The organism is Halobacterium salinarum DSM 3754, assembly GCF_008124605.1.
Lineage (GTDB): Archaea > Halobacteriota > Halobacteria > Halobacteriales > Halobacteriaceae > Halobacterium > Halobacterium salinarum.
Window position 1 is genome coordinate 12444 of sequence record NZ_VRYN01000011.1, and the last position, 15907, is coordinate 28350.

The following is a 15907-nucleotide window of genomic DNA, read 5'->3' on the forward strand; positions in this document are numbered from 1 at the left end:
CCAGCAGTGCAAACCGTTGATAATGAGTTCGCTTGCCGGGGAAACGACCGCTGACGGGCCGGTCGTTGCGACGAGCTGCCGGGTTGCGGACGTCTCCACGCGGGCGTTTCTCGCTGCCCACGCCGAACCGGGGTTCCACTGGGCCGACCCCGACGGACTCGAACTGTCCGGGGCTGGCACCGCCGCGTCGGTGACTGCAGCGGGCGGCGACCGGTTCGCGGCCGTCCGCGAGTGGTCGACGGGGCTGTTCGCCGATCTCACCCACGACGGCCCCGACGCCGCACGCCCGCGACTGTTCGGCGGGTTCTCGTTTTTCGACGCCCACACCGCCGCCGGCGTCTGGCAGGGGTTTCCGCCCGCACGGTTCGTGCTGCCGGCGATCCAGCTCACCAGCGTCGGCGACGAGACGTGGCTGACCGCGATCGAAGCCGGCCCGGACGCCACGGCGGCGTCCGCGTCGGCATCGCTGGCCGACGCCCGCGACGCCGTCGACTCGCTGCCCGCGATGCAGGCCGCCGGACCACGCCCCGGCGTCACTGACACCACGCCGACGCCGGGCCGGGACGCCTGGACCGCCGGCGTCCAGGACGCCGTCGACCGCATCCAGTCGGGGCCACTCCGCAAGGTCGTGTTGGCGACCGCGCTGCGCGCGGACCTCGCCGAACCGGCGACGCCGTGCGCCCTCCTCGAACGGCTGCGCCAACGCTACCCCGCGTGTTTTCGCTTCCTCGTCGCCCCCGCCGACGGGGGGGTGTTCCTCGGCGCGACCCCCGAGCGCCTGGCGTCGCTGCGCGACGGCCGCGTGGAGACGGTGGCGCTCGCCGGGTCGGTCGGCCGCGGCGACTCCCCTGCCGCCGACGCGCGGCTGGCCGACCGCCTCCGGGAGAGCGACAAGCTCCGCCACGAGCAGGGCGTCGTCGTCGACACGATCGCGCGCCGCCTGGAGGGGATCGGTGACGTGGCCGTCGGGGACCGCGACGTCCGACAGCTGTCCACCATCCAGCACCTCGAAACCCCGATCTCGGCCGCCGTGAGTGCCGACACCCACGTCCTGGACGTGATCGAGACGCTACACCCCACCCCGGCGGTCAACGGCCTGCCGCCGGCCGACGCGCTGGCGACGATCCGCGACACCGAGACGTTCGACCGCGGGTGGTACGCCGCCCCGATCGGCTGGATCGACGCCGACGGCGACGGCACCTTCGGCGTCGGGCTGCGCTCCGGTGTGGTCGACGACGACTCGGTGACGCTGTTCGCCGGCAACGGCATCGTCGGCGACAGCACCCCCGACGCGGAGTGGGAGGAAGTCCAGCTCAAATACCGCCCGGTCCTCGACGAGCTACAATGACGGCACCGAACCGGAACACGCTGTGGGCGCGCGCGATCGCCGACGAACTCGCCGCCGCGGGCGTCCACGCCGTCTGCGTCTGTCCGGGCAGCCGGTCGACGCCGCTGACGGTTGCCGTGGACGCCCACGACGACCTCACGGTGTACTCCCATCTCGACGAGCGCTCGGCGGCGTTTTTCGCGCTCGGCCGCGGGAAGCGAACGGGCGCGCCGACCGCCGTCCTCACCACGTCGGGCACTGCCACCGCGAACCTCCACCCGGCGGTGATGGAGGCCGCCCAGGCCCGCATCCCGCTGGTCGTGCTCACCGCCGACCGCCCGCCGGAGCTCCGCGGCTCGGGTGCCAACCAGACCGTCGACCAGGAGCAGCTCTACGGCAGCGCCGTCCGGTATTACGAGGACCTCCCGGAACCGGAAGTGACCGCCCGCAAGCTCCGGTCGCTGCGAACCAGTGTCTGTCGCGCCGTCGGCCACACCACGGGTCCGAAGCCCGGCCCGGTCCACCTCAACGTCCCGTTCCGGAAGCCCCTGGAGCCGGTGTCGGTGCCCGGTGACGTGCCGCCGTCGTTCGACGACGACCACCCGCTGGCGGCCGCCGGGCGCGACGGCGACACGCCGTTCGTTTCGGTCCACGACGGCACCACAGAGCCGGCCGGCGAAACCGCCGCCGCGCTCGCTGCCGCGGCCACCACCGCCGCCCGTCCGCTCGTCGTCGCCGGCCCCGCCGACGGCGGTGCCGGGATCACCCCGGACGCCGCGGCCGCGCTCGCCGACGCCACCGGCGCCCCGATCTTCGCCGACCCGCTGTCGGGGCTCCGGTTCGGCCCCCACGTCGGCGATGCGCCGGTCGTCGGCGGCTACGACGGCTTCCTCGCCGCGGACGTGCCACACCCGGAGTTCGTCCTCCGGTTCGGCGCGTCCCCGACATCGAAACCCCTCCGCAAGTGGCTCGCCGCGAGCGACGCCCGCCAGGTCGTCGTCGACCCCGCCGGCGGGTGGCGGGAAGCCGAGTTCACCGCGACCGACGTGGTCGCTGCGGACCCCGCTGCGACCGCGCGCGCGATCGCGGCCCGGGCCGACGGGACGCGGTCGGCGTGGACTGACGCCGTGCTCGACCTGGAGGCGCGCTACTGGGCGGCGGTCGATGACTTCCAGCCGGCCGCCACGCTCGAAGGCGAGATCGCGGCCACGGTCGCCGCCGGCGCGCCCGACCCTGCGACGGTGTTCGTCTCGAACAGCATGCCGATCCGGGATTTCGACCGGTTCGCAGCGCCCCGTGGGGCCGACCTCGCGGTGCTCGGGAACCGCGGGGCGTCGGGCATCGACGGCGTGATCTCGTCGGCGCTCGGCGCCGGCAGCGCGACCGCCGACCCCGTCGTCGGGCTGGTCGGTGATCTGGCGTACTTCCACGATTCGAACGGGCTGCTGGCGCTGGAGCGCTGCGGGGTCGACGCCACGATCGTGCTCGTGAACAACGACGGCGGCAGCATCTTCCACATGCTCCCCATCGAGCAGTTCGACCCGCCGTTCACGGGGCAGTTCAAGACCCCCCATGGCCTGGACTTCGCGCCCACCGCCGACACGTACGCGCTCTCGTTCGCCCGCACGGACACCGTGGGGGAGTTCCGAGCGGCCTACCGGGCGGCGCTGGGCGACGCCGGCACGCACGTCATCGAGGTGTCGACGGACGCCGAGGCCAGCCACCGCGAGCGCGAGCGCCTCGCCGACCGCGTCACCGGCCTGTCGGTCTGACCGCAGTGGCGTGTGCACGGCCCAGGGCCGCGTGTGAGAACGCTTTTGCGGCCGCCGGCCGCGTGGTTAGCCATGGTCTCGGAGACGTTCGACGACGCCGCGTGGACGGCGATCGAGGAGTTCTCGTTCGACGACATCACCTACCACCGTGGTGTCGAGGTGCCCGCCGTCCGGATCGCGTTCGACCGGCCGGCGGTGCGCAACGCGTTCCGCCCGGGCACCGTCGACGAGCTGTACACGGCCCTGGATCACGCGCGCAAGCAGGCCGACATCGGCTGCGTGTTGCTCACCGGGAACGGCCCGTCGCCGTCGGACGGCGGGTGGGCGTTCTGCGCCGGCGGCGACCAGTCGGTGCGCGGGGACTCGGGTTACGAGTACCACGGCGACGACGAAGCCGCCGCCGACGACGACCCGGCGGTCAAGCGCGCTGACGCCGGCCGCCTGCACATCCTCGAAGTCCAACGTCTCATTCGCACGATGCCCAAGCCGGTGGTGGCGGTCGTGCCGGGGTGGGCGGTCGGCGGCGGGCACAGCCTCCACGTGGTCTGTGACCTGACGCTTGCGAGCCGCGAACACGCCAAGTTCAAGCAGACCGACCCCGACGTTGCGAGCTTCGACGGCGGGTTCGGTTCGGCGTACCTCGCCAAGCAGGTCGGCCAGAAGACGGCCCGCGAGATCTTCTTCCTCGGGAAGACCTACGACGCCGAGGCGGCCGCCGACATGGGGATGGTCAACGAGGCGGTCCCCCACGACGACCTGGAGGCGACGGCCCTGGAGTGGGCCGACGAGATGACCGCGAAATCACCCACGGCGATGCGCATGCTCAAGTACGCGTTCAACATGACCGACGACGGCATGGTCGGCCAGCAGACGTTCGCCGGGGAGGCCACCCGGCTGGCGTACATGACCGACGAAGCCCAGGAGGGACGGGACGCGTTCCTCGACGGCCGCGACCCGGACTTCGACGAGTACCCCTGGCATTACTAGGCGCACAGCGAGGCGGTTCCGTGTCGTTTTTCCGTGGGACGGTGTTTCGCCGCAGCCTGTAATGGGTGATCGCGCCAATGCAGCAGCGAGCCGCCAGGCTCGCCGCGCACGCGCTCCGCGTTGCTCGCACGGGACCGGTTCCAATGTCATCACGCGTCGCCAGTGGCGTCGATGAGTCGGCGCGTATGGTACCTCCTTGGCCTCGAAGACGCGACGTGGCCCGAGCGCGCGCTGTTCGCGGTGACGATGGCCGCGATGCTCGCGCTTGCGGTCGCCGGGTTCCGGCGGCCGACGCAGCTCAGCACCGTGTTGAACGGGGCCTTCGATTGGGTGTTGCGGTACTTCGGCTGGTGGTTCATCCTGCTTGGGTTCGTGTTGCTGGTGCTCGTGCTCGGGGTGACGTGGTCGCGGTACGGCCGCCTCCGGATCGGCGGCCCCGACGCCGAACCCGAGTTCGACACGTTCTCCTGGCTGTCGATGGTGTTCACCGTGGGGTTCGGCGCGTCCATCCTCATCTGGGGGGTTGGCGAACCGGTTTCGATCGTCCAGCAGCCGCCGCCGGAGCCGTGGCCGGTCGGCGGGGCGTCGGCGAAATCCCTGGCGCTCGCGTTCATGTTCGTTCACGAGGTGTTCCCCGGGCTGGCGATGTGGTATCTCCCCGTCGCCCTCGCGTTCGGGATCATCGTCTACACGCGCGGCATCGGCGAGTACAAGGTGTCGACGATGCTGGCCGGCATCATGCCCGCGGGCGACCACCCCGTCGTGCTCTGGGCGGTCGACGTCGCGGCCATCATCGCCACCATCGGCGGCATTGCGACGACGCTGGGGTTCAGCTCACAGACCATGGCGGCCATCCTCGGGGGTGTGTTCGGCCTGCAGTCGGCCTGGTTGACCTACGGGATCTTCGCCGCGATCGGCGCCGTCTTCCTGGTCGACGTGTGGCTGGGGCTGCGCTCGGGCATCCGGAACGCCGCCCGCGCGACCATGCTGCTCATCGGGGTTGCGATGGCGGTCCTCGTCGTCGTCGGGCCGACGCTGTTCACGTTCCAACTCGGCCTCGACGCCACCGGCGTCTGGCTGAACAACGTCGTTCGACTGATGCTGTACACCGACCCCACCGCGGCCGGCCACTGGGCGGCGAACTGGACGGGCTTCTGGTGGGCGTGGTGGGCGGCCTGGAGCATCTTCGTCGGGAGCTTCGTCGCGCGCGTCTCGAAAGGCCGGACCGTCCGCGAGATGTTCATCGTGCTCGTGGTCGCGCCCGGCGTCCTGAGCTGGGTGCAACACACCCTCATCGGCGGCTGGGTGTTGGCCCCCGACTACGTCGGCCCGGTCGGCAACGCGCTGTCCGCCAACGGCATCCCCGCGGCCATCGCCCGCGCCCTGTCGATCACGCCCTACGGGTCGGTGCTCGCGTTGCTGTTCGTGTTGGTGATCGCGGGCTACATCATCACCTCCCTGGATTCGGCGGTGTTCATGATCGCCGCCATCACGCTCGGCGACGAGGACCCCAATCCCCGCAACCGCGCCTGCTGGGGGCTGTTGCTCGCCGCGTTCGGCGTGATGAGCCTGGAGCTGTCCAGCTTCGAAGCCATCGAGGCGCTGTCGCCAGTGCTCGCGTTGCCGTTCACGCTGTTCCTGCTGGTGATCGTGTACGCCAGCTACGTCGCCGCCCGGGAGTACGCGCGTGACCGCGACGACGTTGCGGTCTCGCCCGGCGGGTTGTTGTCCTCCCGATCGTCGGCGTCGGACACCGACCCGGAAGCAGGGAGCGGCACGGACGCCGCGCCCACCGGCGACGACTGACCGCCTGGCTGCCCCAATCGCCACCCCTTAGACGACCCTCCCCGTACTGAAGGGCGATGACACAGACGGCCGACGTTTCACGGCAGCGCGCGTGGCTGATGGCGGCCCGCCCGCACACGCTGCCGGCGGCCGCCGCCCCGGTGGTTGTCGGCACCGCGCTGGCGGTCCACACCGGCGTGCTTGCGGTGTGGCCCGCGGTGGCTGCGCTCGTCGGGGCGGCGCTCATTCAGATCGCCACGAACTTCGCCAACGACTACTACGACGCCGTTCGCGGCGCGGACACCGAGGACCGAGAGGGGTTCACCCGTGTAACCGCCGGCGGCCTGATCCAGCCGGCCCGCGTGAAGCAGGCGATGTACGTGACGTTCGCGGCGGCGATCCTCGACGGCGTCTACCTCGTCTTCGTCGGCGGGGTGCCGATCCTGGTGATCGGGCTGGCCAGCGTCGCGTCCGGCATCGCGTACACGGGCGGTCCGTACCCGCTCGGCTACCACGGGCTCGGGGACGCGTTCGTCTTCCTGTTTTTCGGCGTGATCGCGGTGACGGGCACCTACTACGTGCAGGCCGCCGCCCACCTTGCCGGGGCGTTCCCCGTGGCGATCCCGCCGGGAACGGTGCCCCTCGCGGCCGTCGTGGCCAGCCTCCCGGTGGCCGCCATCTCCACGAACATCATCGTCGTGAACAACATCCGTGACAAAGACGAGGACGAAACCACCGGCAAGCGCACGCTGGCGGTGCGGTTCGGATACCGGTTCTCCCGCCTGGAGTACGCCGGCCTGCTGGTGGTCGCGTACGCCGCGCCGCTGTGGTTTTACGCCACGGGGTACGGCGCGTCGGTGTTCCTGCCGCTGGTGACACTGCCCCTCGCGGTGTCGGTCACCAAGACCGTATTCGAGCGCACCGAGGGCGCGGCGTTGAACCCCGCGCTCTCCCGGACGGGACAGCTGCTGGCGGCGTACTCGGCGCTGTTCGCGGTGGGGGTGGCGGTGTGATTCGGGCGTTCTCGCTGGCGTTGGCGGAGCCGCTGGCGACCGCGAACGGAACCATCGGGGAGCGCACGGGGTTCCTGTTCGAGCGCGACGGCGGTGTCGGTGAAGCCACGCCGCTTGCGGGGTGGACGGAACCCCACGACGCGTGTATGGCGGCGCTCCGGGCGGCCGACGACGCCGACAGCTGGGAGCGAGCGCTCGACGCGTGCACGGACGCGCCAGCCGCCCGCCACGCGGTTTCGCTCGCCCGCATGGACGCTGACGCGCGTGCCGCCGGACGGCCGCTTGCGAGCGCGCTCAGCGACGGGGCGGTGGCCGATTCAGTGCCCGTGAACGCGACTGTCGGCGACGGGACCGCGGCCGCCACGAGCGCCGCAGTGGCGGACGCCGCGGCCGACGGCTTCGACACGGTGAAAGTGAAAGTCGGCAGCCGGTCGGTTCGCGCCGACCTCGACCGGCTGCGCGCCGCCAGTGACGCCGCGCCCGTAGGGCTGTCACTGCGTGCCGACGCCAACGGCGCGTGGGACCTCGACGCGGCCCGCCAGGCCGCCGACGCCTGCGGGTCGCTGCCCATCGAGTACATCGAACAGCCCCTGGCACCCACGCGGCTGGACGCCACCCGGAGCATCGACGGCGTCCCGATCGCGCTCGACGAAGCCCTGCACCAGCATCCGCTCGACGCCGCGCTGGCGGTGGCCGACTACGTGGTGCTCAAGCCGATGGTGCTCGGCGGCATCGACCGGGCGCGCGACGCCGCCCGGACCGCCCGACAGGCCGGCGTCGAGCCCGTCGTCTCGACCACCATCGACGGCGTCGTGGCGCGGACCGCGGCCGTCCATTTGGCCGCCAGCATCCCCGACGTGCCGGCGTGCGGGCTGGCAACCGCCGGCCGGCTCGCGGACGCGCTGGCTCCGGATCCCGCGCCGGTCGCCGGCGGCCGCATCCAGGTGCCTGCCGACCCCGGGCACGGCGTGGAGGTGACCGCCGATGCGTGACGAGGTCACGCTCCAGGCGACCACCAACCCCGACCGGCCCGCGCTCGTGGACGCCGCGACCGACCGAACGTGGACGTACGATGCCCTCGACAGTGCCGTCGATGCGACCGCCGGCAGCCTGGCCGCGCTCGGCGTTACGCCCGGCGACCGGGTCGCCGTGTTGCTCGAAACCCGGCCGGCGTTCGCCACCCTCGTGTTCGCCGCCGCGCGGCTCGGAGCCGTCCTCGTGCCGCTGAACGCGCGCCTCTCGCAGCCGGAGCTCGCCACACAGGCCGACGCCGTCGCCCCCGTCGCCGTGATCTGCGGCCGCGACACGGCGACCGCCGCCGACCGCCTCGACGCGCCCGCCGTGCGCGTCGCCGACGACGCCACCGTGCGCCCGCTGTCCGGCACCGACCCGGACGCCGTCACCCCCGTCGACTCGGCGTGGGACGACACCCGGCTGCTGTTGTTCACCTCGGGCACCACCGGTGACCCCACGGCCGTCCGGCTGACGTACCGCAATCTCGCCGCCAGCGCCGCCGCGTCGGCGGCCCGCCTGGGCGTGCTCCCCGACGACCGCTGGCTGTGCCCGCTGTCGATGTACCACACCGGCGGCGTCTCGGTCGTCCTCCGGACGGCGCTCTACGGCACCACTGCGGTCCTGACCCGGACGCCCGGCTTCGACGCCGCCGCAGTCGGGGCCGCCCTGGAGACCCACGACTGCACCGGCGTCTCGCTCGTCCCGCCGATGCTCGACCGGCTCGTTGAGGCCGACGCCGTCCCCGACTCGCTGCGGTTCGCACTGGTCGGTGGCGCGCCCACGCCGCCCGAGCTGGTCGAGCGTGCGTGTGCGGCCGGGGTTCCGGTCTGCCCGACGTACGGCGCGACCGAAACCGCCTCCCAGGCGGCGACCCTGCACGCCAGCGACGCCCCAGCCCACCCCGAGAGCGTCGGCCGCCCACTGCTCGGCACCACTGTCACCGTCGTCGAGCCGGACACCCACACGCCGGTGCCGGACGGACAGGCCGGGCTGCTCGCCGTGTCGGGGCCGACGGTCACGCCCGGCTACGCCGGCGAGGGGACCGCGCCGCGCTGCGAGCACGGGCTCCTCACGGGCGACCGCGGCTGGATCGACGCCGACGGCTTCCTGCACGTCGGCGGCCGGGCCAGCGACGAGATCATCACCGGCGGCGAGAACGTCCGTCCCGAAGCGGTCGCGGCGGTGCTCCGCGAGCATCCCGCCATCGAGGCTGTCGCCGTCGTCGGTGTGCCGGACGACGCGTGGGGGGACCGCGTCGGCGCGCTCGTGGTGCCCGCCGACGACACCGCGGACGTCTCCGTCGCCTCACTGCGCGCGTTCTGCGACGGGCGGCTGGCGGGCTACAAACACCCCCGCGTGGTTGCGGCCGTCGACGCGCTCCCACGGACCGCGTCGGGCACCGTCGACCGGCAGGCCGCAGTCGCCGAACTCCGCGACGACGCCGCGCCGTAGACCCGTGAACGACCAAGTTTAAACCGGTCGCGGACGGTGTGACGTACATGAGCGCCGAAGCCACGGAGGCCGACCTCTCCGAGGACGAACGCCGCGGTCTCGAACTCGTCCACGAAGAACTCGGCATCCACCAAAGCGAATTCTGGAAGGCCCTGGACGTCTCCTCCCGGAAGGGCAGCCGGATCGCCTCCACCCTCGAAGAACACGGCCTCGTCGAACGCGAGGAAACCGTCTACGGCGGGAACACCACCTACTACATCACGCCGGTTGTCGACGAACGCAACCTGGAGTTCATGCTGCTGATGGCTGGGGACATGCTGTCGCCGTTCGTCGGCGAGGAGGAAGTCGACCCACAGGGCGACGCGTTCTCCCAGTGGATCATGAACCTCGCCTACGAGGAGTAACCCGGCTGGCCGGCGTCGACACCCCCCGACACGTAGCTCTCCGCCACGACAACCCCCAAGTGCTGGCGCGCCTAACGCCGGATCGTGACCCACCAGACAGACGTGCTCGTGGTCGGCGGCGGCGCAACCGGGGTCGGCGTCGCCCGCGACCTCGCGCTCCGCGGCGTCGACGTGACCCTCGTCGACCGCGGCGGCCTCGGGAGCGGCACCACCGGCCGCTCGCACGGTCTCCTGCACAGCGGTGCCCGGTACGCCGACTCGACGCCGGCCGACGCCCGCGAATGCATCCGGGAAAACGAAGTCCTCCGGGACATCGCCGGCGCGTGCATCCGGGACACCGACGGCTTCTTCGTCCAGCACGCCCGCGACGACCCCGCCTACTTCGACACGAAAGTCGCGGCCTGCCGCGACGCCGACATCCCCGTGTCTGTCATCGACGGTGCCACTGCCAGAGCCCGCGAACCCGCTCTCACGCCCGCCGCCGAGCGCGTCGCGGTCGTTCCCGACGGCGTCGTCTTGCCGTCCCGACTGGTCGCTGCGACCGCCGCGGACGCCCGCGCCCACGGCGCGACGATCCGCCTCCACGAGCCGATCACGGCGCTCACCACGGACGCCGGCCGCGTCACCGGCGCCAGAACCGCCGACGGGACGACGCTGTCGGCCACCCACGTGGTGAACGCGGCCGGCGCGTGGGCCGGCGACCTCGCCGCAACCGCCGGCGTCGACGTCGATATGCATCCCGCCAGCGGAGTCATGGTGACCGTCGAAACGCCGGAGACCGACACGGTGTTCAACCGCTGCCGGCCCGCCGCTGACGGCGACATCGTGGTGCCACACGGCTCCACCGCGGTCCTGGGAACCACCAGCGTCGACGTCGACGATGCCGACGAGTTCGCCACCCCCGACGCCGCCGTCGAGCGCGTCATCGACGAATGCAGCGCCCTGCTGCCGGCGGCCAGCGACGCCCCGATCCGGACCACCTACTGGGGCGTCCGCCCGCTGTACAGCCCAAGCGACTACGGCGACGACGCCCGCGCGATCTCCCGTGGGTTTTACGTGCTCGATCACGCCGACTGCGACGACACCGCCGGACTCACCACAGTCGTCGGCGGGAAGCTCACCACCCACCGGCTGATGGCGGAGGCGACCGCGGATCTCGTGGCCGACCGGCTCGGCGTCACTGAGCCCAGCCGGACCGCGAACGAACCGCTCCCCGGCCACGACGACCCCGAACGACTCGACGCGCTCGTCGATACGTTCGATGCCGCCAGTCCGGCCGACGCCGACGCGCGCTGACGCCGCGCGGAAACGGTCGCTCAGTAATCGAGGTCGTCGGTCGTCGCGTCCAACACCAGCACCGCAGCCGCGCCCACGACGCCGGCGGCAACCAGCGGCGCAACGCTCCCGACCGTCCACGCCGCCGTCGCGTCGGCGATCCTGACCGCCGGCGCCCGCAGCGCGCCCGCCATCAACGCAACCAGGAACGTCACCGTCGCCGCCCGGTACTCCGCCAGCGCCCACTGCACGGCGCGCGCGAACGTCAGAATCCCCACGAGCGCCCCCAAACTGAACGCCGCGAGCGTCGCCACCGGCGCGACGGCGTCGCCCAAAGCCCCCGCAGCCACGGCGTCCACTGCGGTGCTGACGGCGCTCGTCATCGTCTCGTACTTCCCGAGGGTCAACAGGATGAGCGACCCCGAGACGCCCGGCAACACCATCGCACAGATCGCCACCGCGCCGGTGACGACCATCACCGCCAGCCCGTCGGGCAGCGTGCCCGCGGTCGCCTGCGCGCTCACCGCGAACGCGAGCGCGAACCCACCCAGCGCTGCGCCGATGCGGCCCGGCGTGTCCACGGCCACCTCACCGATCAACACGACGACCGACGCCGCGATGAGCCCGAAGAAGAACGCGAACGTCAGGCCCGGATACTGGGTGTACGCCACGTCGACGACGTTGGCCACCGTCACCACTGCGGACACCACGCCAGCGCCCAACACGACCAGAAACGGCACGTCCAACGCGCGCAGCGTCTCGGCGACCGCTGCCCGGCCGTCCCGACTGCCCAGCCGCGGCACGAGCGCCACCACTGTTGCTACGTCAGCCACCGAGAGGCCGGCGAGCGCGCTCACCAGCCGCTCGTAGATCCCCACGATGAGCGCGATCGTGCCCCCGGAGACCCCGGGCACTGCGTCCGCAGCCCCCATCGCCGCGCCCTTCGCGTAGACGGCCAGCCACGCACGCAGTGTCGACGCCACGATCAGTGTCCGCGGTGGGTCAACTCAGCGCCAACACGCGCCGGCAGCGCGCCGGCCGTGCTGTTCGTCGTGTCGGCGTCCATGCCGTCGCCGTCAGCCGACTCGCCGTCGGCTGTGGGCGTCGCCACTGATCCGTTCGTTGCAGTCTCGTTCCCGGCCGCCCCGCCAGTGGGGTCCAACGACACCGTCACGGGTGTCGCCCCGTCGGAGACGACCTGCGACTCGGAAACGCTGGCCGTGTCCGCGGCCACTGCACTCGCGTTGCCCGCCTGGTCTCCCGCGGTGAACGTGTACGGTCCGGTCGCACGCACCGACACGTTCGTGTGGCCGTTGGCCGGCCCGAGCTCATCGTAGCCCGTCGTGGAGTACGGCAGCCTCATCGTGAACTCGCCGTCAGCGTCCGTGTCCGCGTACTGTGTGTACGTGAACGAGGGATGTGTCCCCTCGTTCGACTCCATCTGCGTGATATTCAGCTCCACGGACGCCTTCACCGTGGTGTTCGCCGGGCCGGTGCCCGTGACGGCCGCCCCGTCAACGCGCTCGAACAGCTTCACCGACGTCGGATAATACTCGGTGCTCAGCTCGCCGCCGAGATACCACAGGTTCGCGGGCGCGGTGTGGTTCGCGCTCACACCGACCAGCCGGTAATGCTCCAGCGCAGCCACGTCAGCCTCCGGCAGGCTGCCCGTGCCGCCGATCTGCGCGGTCGAATCGTTGCGGACGTACGCCCTCGCGTCGGCCATCGAATCGAACTGCTTGGTGTTGTTCGTCGCCGCGTCGAAGGCCGCCGCCGTCCCCTGTCCGGTGTTGACGCTGCGGCGCCAGTCAGCCACGACCGGCTCGGCCTGCTTGGCCGACCCGTGGTAGCGGTACAGCCGCACCATCATCGACTCGTAGTACGCCTGCTTTTTGAGCAGCGGCGACTGCCGGAAGAACCGCGCGTTCGAGATCCGGTTCTCCTCCCAGTCGGCGTTGTACGCCTGCTGGTAGAAGTCACCCCGTGAGAGGTCCCGTGGCCCATCGTAGAAGACGACCGGCGCGCTGAACTTCGACTGCCCCGAACTGAGGTACGGCAGCGGCGGCATCACCATCTTCCAGTCGACCGCGACGTAGCGGTTCTTGGCGTCGTCCTCCTCGATGTCCGCGAGCACGGACTCGGACTGTTGCTCGTCGTCAGCCAACAGGAAGTTCGCCGCCGACGTTGCCCCCTGCTGGAACGGGTTCGCGTGCGGGATGGCGTGCCCCTGGACGGTCATCCAATGACCGTAGTCCCACCACGACAACACGCCGAACGACCCCGCCGGATAATCGAAGTCCTCGGTCTGACTGTACGTCCCGTTGTAATCAATGGCGTCGGCGTTGTCGGCCCCGCCGTACGTCCCCTGCTTGGGCGTATGGGACTGATACCAGTCCATCGCGTCGTCCCACGCCACCACACCACCCGGACCTTGGCCCTGTCCTGCGGTGATCGCTGACTGCAAGGGCACCGGCTGGTTCTGGTTGTTCGAGAGCTTGATCGGTGACACCGGCCCCGACGCGGAGTCGTTGTTCGTGGCTTCGGCCACAGCCGGTGCCGCCACCGGCACCAACACGATCAACGCGACGATGGCAACCGTCCCGACCTGGTACCAGGAAACGCCCTCGATCGCCGCCACCGGACGGTCGAGGTCGACCGCCGCAAGCACCGCCCGCAGGACGTACGCGTTCAATACGACGACCGGCACCACCAGGTAGTAGTTGAACCGCACCTGTGTGAACGCCGCCGACGTGACGAACGCCCCCCACACCACCAACAGTAGCTTGTCGGCGTCGTACTGCCCGGTCGCCGCGATCGCCGCCAGCACGACCGCGGCGATGAGGAGCGCGGTGAGCTGCCCGGCAAGGCCGACCACACCACCGATCGCCGCCGGCACCGCCGGCGACACGGCAACGATCGCCAGCACGGCGGTCGCCCCCGCCACCCCGACGATCCGCCGCACCGACCCGCTGGTCAGGTGGGGCTTCAACAGGATCGCGCCGGCACCCACGAGCGCCGAGAAGAACGCAGTCCCGTATTCGAGGAACACCACGCCGAACATCCCCAGGCCGTACCGCCCGGTGCGGAACAGGAACGGCTGTGCCTCCCCGATCGTGCGCGTGTCCGCGGTCGAACTCAGCCCGATGTAGTTCAGGAGGTTCGACTGCAGCGACGACCAGAACCCCGGCGCAACCAGGGCGAGCGCACCGACGACGACCACGAGCGTGCCCGCGACCGTGGTGACGTACGCTGCCGGGCTGAGCGACCGCTCATCGAACACCCGTGCGAGCCACGCAAGCACCACACAGCCGACCGCGACGCCCAGCGCGAACACCGGCTGGAGGAACGAGAACCCCGACACGCCGAACCCGCTCTCGCCCAGCGGTGCGAACATCAACAGCGCCGTTGTCGTCATGCTCACTGCGCCAACCACTGCGACGTGATCGGGGCTCGTTCCAGTGACGTAATCGCCGACGAGCTTCACCAGGAAGAACGCGCCGAAGATCCCGACCAACAGCACGCCCGGCGGCCACACCCACATGTACACCGCGGTCGCCACGCCGGCCAGCACGCTCCACCCAACCACGTCACGGAGGCCCGTGGCGTCCCACGCGCGGAACTGCTCGAACACCGGTTTCTCGCGCTCGGCGACCGACAGCGCGACCATCAGCCCGACCACCGCGAGGGTCATGAACAGCGGCTCCGCGCCGTTGTGGTCGGCGGCCCCGGCGAGCGTCCGCTGCAGGAAATACCCCGGCAGCAGACCCAGAATGACCGCTCCAAAGAGGCCGCCGAGCCGGCCGGCAATCCGCCGCCCCATCACGTACGTCGGCACCACCAGCAGTGCCCCGAACACCGGCGGCGCGAGCAGCAGCGTCATCGCGATGGTGTGCTCCGACGGCGACCCCATCCCGACCACCAGCGCGACGGCCGCGAGGATCTGGTCGAACAGCGTCCCGAACTGTCCGGCAAGCGTGCCGTGCGGGAAGTTCGTCCACGGGTCGAACGGCATCGTCTCCGGGAAATGATGGACAGTGTACGTCACCTGCCGCAGATGATAGTAGGCGTCGTTTCCGGAGAGATACACTTCCCCGTTCTGTAAGAAGTTGTCCCACGACTGCACGCGCACCCAGAACATGAACGCGAGCACCGCACCCAGGGCGGGCACGTGGTACCAGTCTTCGAGGGCGTCGAGGACGTCGTCCACGGAGACGGACGACAACCGCGACGCTTCGGTCTTCTCACTCATTGCTGGTATGGACTGACAGAGCGCGAATAAGCCTTATTATCTATCGATGGCTCTGTCAGTGGATTTGAGCGTGAGAGTCTCTGTCTACTAACTCCGAAGAATCGTCGGGAATATACTCTCTAATTCCGTTCACCGCCTCGCTCTATAGGGCGGAATCCTGTCTTTGAATTAGGTAGCTCGGTCCCCACGGAGTGGAGGGTGTCAGCTGTGGTTGAGTAGGATAGGGTTGTTCACTGGCTGGCTGTGCCGAGCACGCGAAGCGTGTCCTCGAATTTAGGCCCGGGTTCAAGGAGGCCTGATTCTGCTGTCTGTGTGATGACGTCAGCGGTACGCAGTGGTGGAATGTGGGATCGCTTCAGGTTCGTCCGAACGTTCGTGATTTGTCGTGTCGGGATTGCTGTTCGGCTACTATCAGCTTCGAGAATGGCGATGACATCGGCGAGCTGTCGGAGATGGACACGGTTCCAGGGGGTGATTGCGAGTGCGAGGATGATTGCGCGTCGACGGCGATGACTCAGCAGGGAGAATACATTATCAGTACATCACAAAGCCGCTTAGTTAGAACGTCTGCTTGCTGAAGGTGTGTCTACGACCCAGCAAGCAGACAGTGAGATTCACGAGGACCAGCT

At 70.5% G+C, this 15907-nt stretch carries 12 protein-coding genes; 9 read left to right on the forward strand and 3 right to left on the reverse strand.

Annotated features, from left to right (window positions below):
• Positions 1–22: 22 nt before the first annotated feature.
• From APQ99_RS11235 to APQ99_RS11275, 9 genes are all read left to right on the forward strand, one after another.
• The gene (locus tag APQ99_RS11235; RefSeq protein ID WP_136361386.1) at positions 23–1348 is read left to right on the forward strand and encodes an isochorismate synthase; all 1326 of its coding nucleotides are present in this window, start codon (positions 23–25) and stop codon (positions 1346–1348) included.
• Positions 1345–3099: a 2-succinyl-5-enolpyruvyl-6-hydroxy-3-cyclohexene-1-carboxylic-acid synthase gene (gene menD / locus APQ99_RS11240; RefSeq protein WP_136361385.1), complete on the forward strand. Its 1755-nt coding sequence runs from the start codon at positions 1345–1347 to the stop codon at positions 3097–3099. Before APQ99_RS11235 ends, menD begins: the two co-directional genes overlap by 4 nt.
• A 72-nt stretch (positions 3100–3171) precedes the next feature.
• On the forward strand, positions 3172–4086 hold the full coding sequence (locus APQ99_RS11245) for a 1,4-dihydroxy-2-naphthoyl-CoA synthase (protein ID WP_010902774.1): 915 nt from the start codon (positions 3172–3174) through the stop codon (positions 4084–4086).
• Positions 4087–4257: 171 nt separating this feature from the next.
• Entirely contained in the window at positions 4258–5892 is a 1635-nt protein-coding gene (locus tag APQ99_RS11250; RefSeq protein ID WP_010902773.1) for a BCCT family transporter, read from the forward strand.
• Positions 5893–5948: 56 nt separating this feature from the next.
• Complete coding sequence (locus APQ99_RS11255) at positions 5949–6884, forward strand: 1,4-dihydroxy-2-naphthoate polyprenyltransferase (protein ID WP_136361384.1); 936 nt, start codon at positions 5949–5951, stop codon at positions 6882–6884.
• Complete coding sequence (locus tag APQ99_RS11260) at positions 6881–7876, forward strand: mandelate racemase/muconate lactonizing enzyme family protein (protein ID WP_136361383.1); 996 nt, start codon at positions 6881–6883, stop codon at positions 7874–7876. The genes APQ99_RS11255 and APQ99_RS11260 overlap by 4 nt, the downstream gene beginning before the upstream one ends.
• On the forward strand, positions 7869–9350 hold the full coding sequence (locus tag APQ99_RS11265) for a class I adenylate-forming enzyme family protein (RefSeq protein ID WP_136361382.1): 1482 nt from the start codon (positions 7869–7871) through the stop codon (positions 9348–9350). The genes APQ99_RS11260 and APQ99_RS11265 overlap by 8 nt, the downstream gene beginning before the upstream one ends.
• A gap of 47 nt (positions 9351–9397) precedes the next feature.
• Complete coding sequence (locus APQ99_RS11270) at positions 9398–9754, forward strand: helix-turn-helix transcriptional regulator (protein WP_010902769.1); 357 nt, start codon at positions 9398–9400, stop codon at positions 9752–9754.
• A gap of 84 nt (positions 9755–9838) precedes the next feature.
• Positions 9839–11050 (forward strand): FAD-dependent oxidoreductase, encoded by a 1212-nt coding sequence (locus tag APQ99_RS11275; protein ID WP_136361381.1) that lies wholly within the window; start codon positions 9839–9841, stop codon positions 11048–11050.
• 20 nt (positions 11051–11070) lie between these two features.
• On the opposite strand, the gene APQ99_RS11280 is transcribed toward APQ99_RS11275, so the two are convergent.
• The 3 genes from APQ99_RS11280 to APQ99_RS13100 form a co-directional block, all read right to left on the reverse strand.
• Entirely contained in the window at positions 11071–12012 is a 942-nt protein-coding gene (locus tag APQ99_RS11280; protein ID WP_244288983.1) for a DUF368 domain-containing protein, read from the reverse strand.
• Positions 12013–12014: 2 nt separating this feature from the next.
• Positions 12015–15278: an oligosaccharyl transferase, archaeosortase A system-associated gene (locus tag APQ99_RS11285; protein ID WP_136361380.1), complete on the reverse strand. Its 3264-nt coding sequence runs from the start codon at positions 15276–15278 to the stop codon at positions 12015–12017.
• Positions 15279–15508: 230 nt separating this feature from the next.
• Entirely contained in the window at positions 15509–15799 is a 291-nt protein-coding gene (locus APQ99_RS13100; RefSeq protein WP_455708950.1) for a DUF7344 domain-containing protein, read from the reverse strand.
• Positions 15800–15907 lie beyond the last annotated feature (108 nt).

What these genes read in the sequence shown, in the direction of transcription:
- APQ99_RS11235 (WP_136361386.1), top strand. Translation starts at nt 23, where the DNA reads ATGAGTTCGCTTGCCGGGGAAACGACCGCTGACGGGCCGGTCGTTGCG.
- menD (WP_136361385.1), top strand. Translation starts at nt 1,345, where the DNA reads ATGACGGCACCGAACCGGAACACGCTGTGGGCGCGCGCGATCGCCGAC.
- APQ99_RS11245 (WP_010902774.1), top strand. Translation starts at nt 3,172, where the DNA reads ATGGTCTCGGAGACGTTCGACGACGCCGCGTGGACGGCGATCGAGGAG.
- APQ99_RS11250 (WP_010902773.1), top strand. Translation starts at nt 4,258, where the DNA reads ATGAGTCGGCGCGTATGGTACCTCCTTGGCCTCGAAGACGCGACGTGG.
- APQ99_RS11255 (WP_136361384.1), top strand. Translation starts at nt 5,949, where the DNA reads ATGACACAGACGGCCGACGTTTCACGGCAGCGCGCGTGGCTGATGGCG.
- APQ99_RS11265 (WP_136361382.1), top strand. Translation starts at nt 7,869, where the DNA reads ATGCGTGACGAGGTCACGCTCCAGGCGACCACCAACCCCGACCGGCCC.
- APQ99_RS11270 (WP_010902769.1), top strand. Translation starts at nt 9,398, where the DNA reads ATGAGCGCCGAAGCCACGGAGGCCGACCTCTCCGAGGACGAACGCCGC.
- APQ99_RS11285 (WP_136361380.1), bottom strand. Translation starts at nt 15,278, where the DNA reads ATGAGTGAGAAGACCGAAGCGTCGCGGTTGTCGTCCGTCTCCGTGGAC.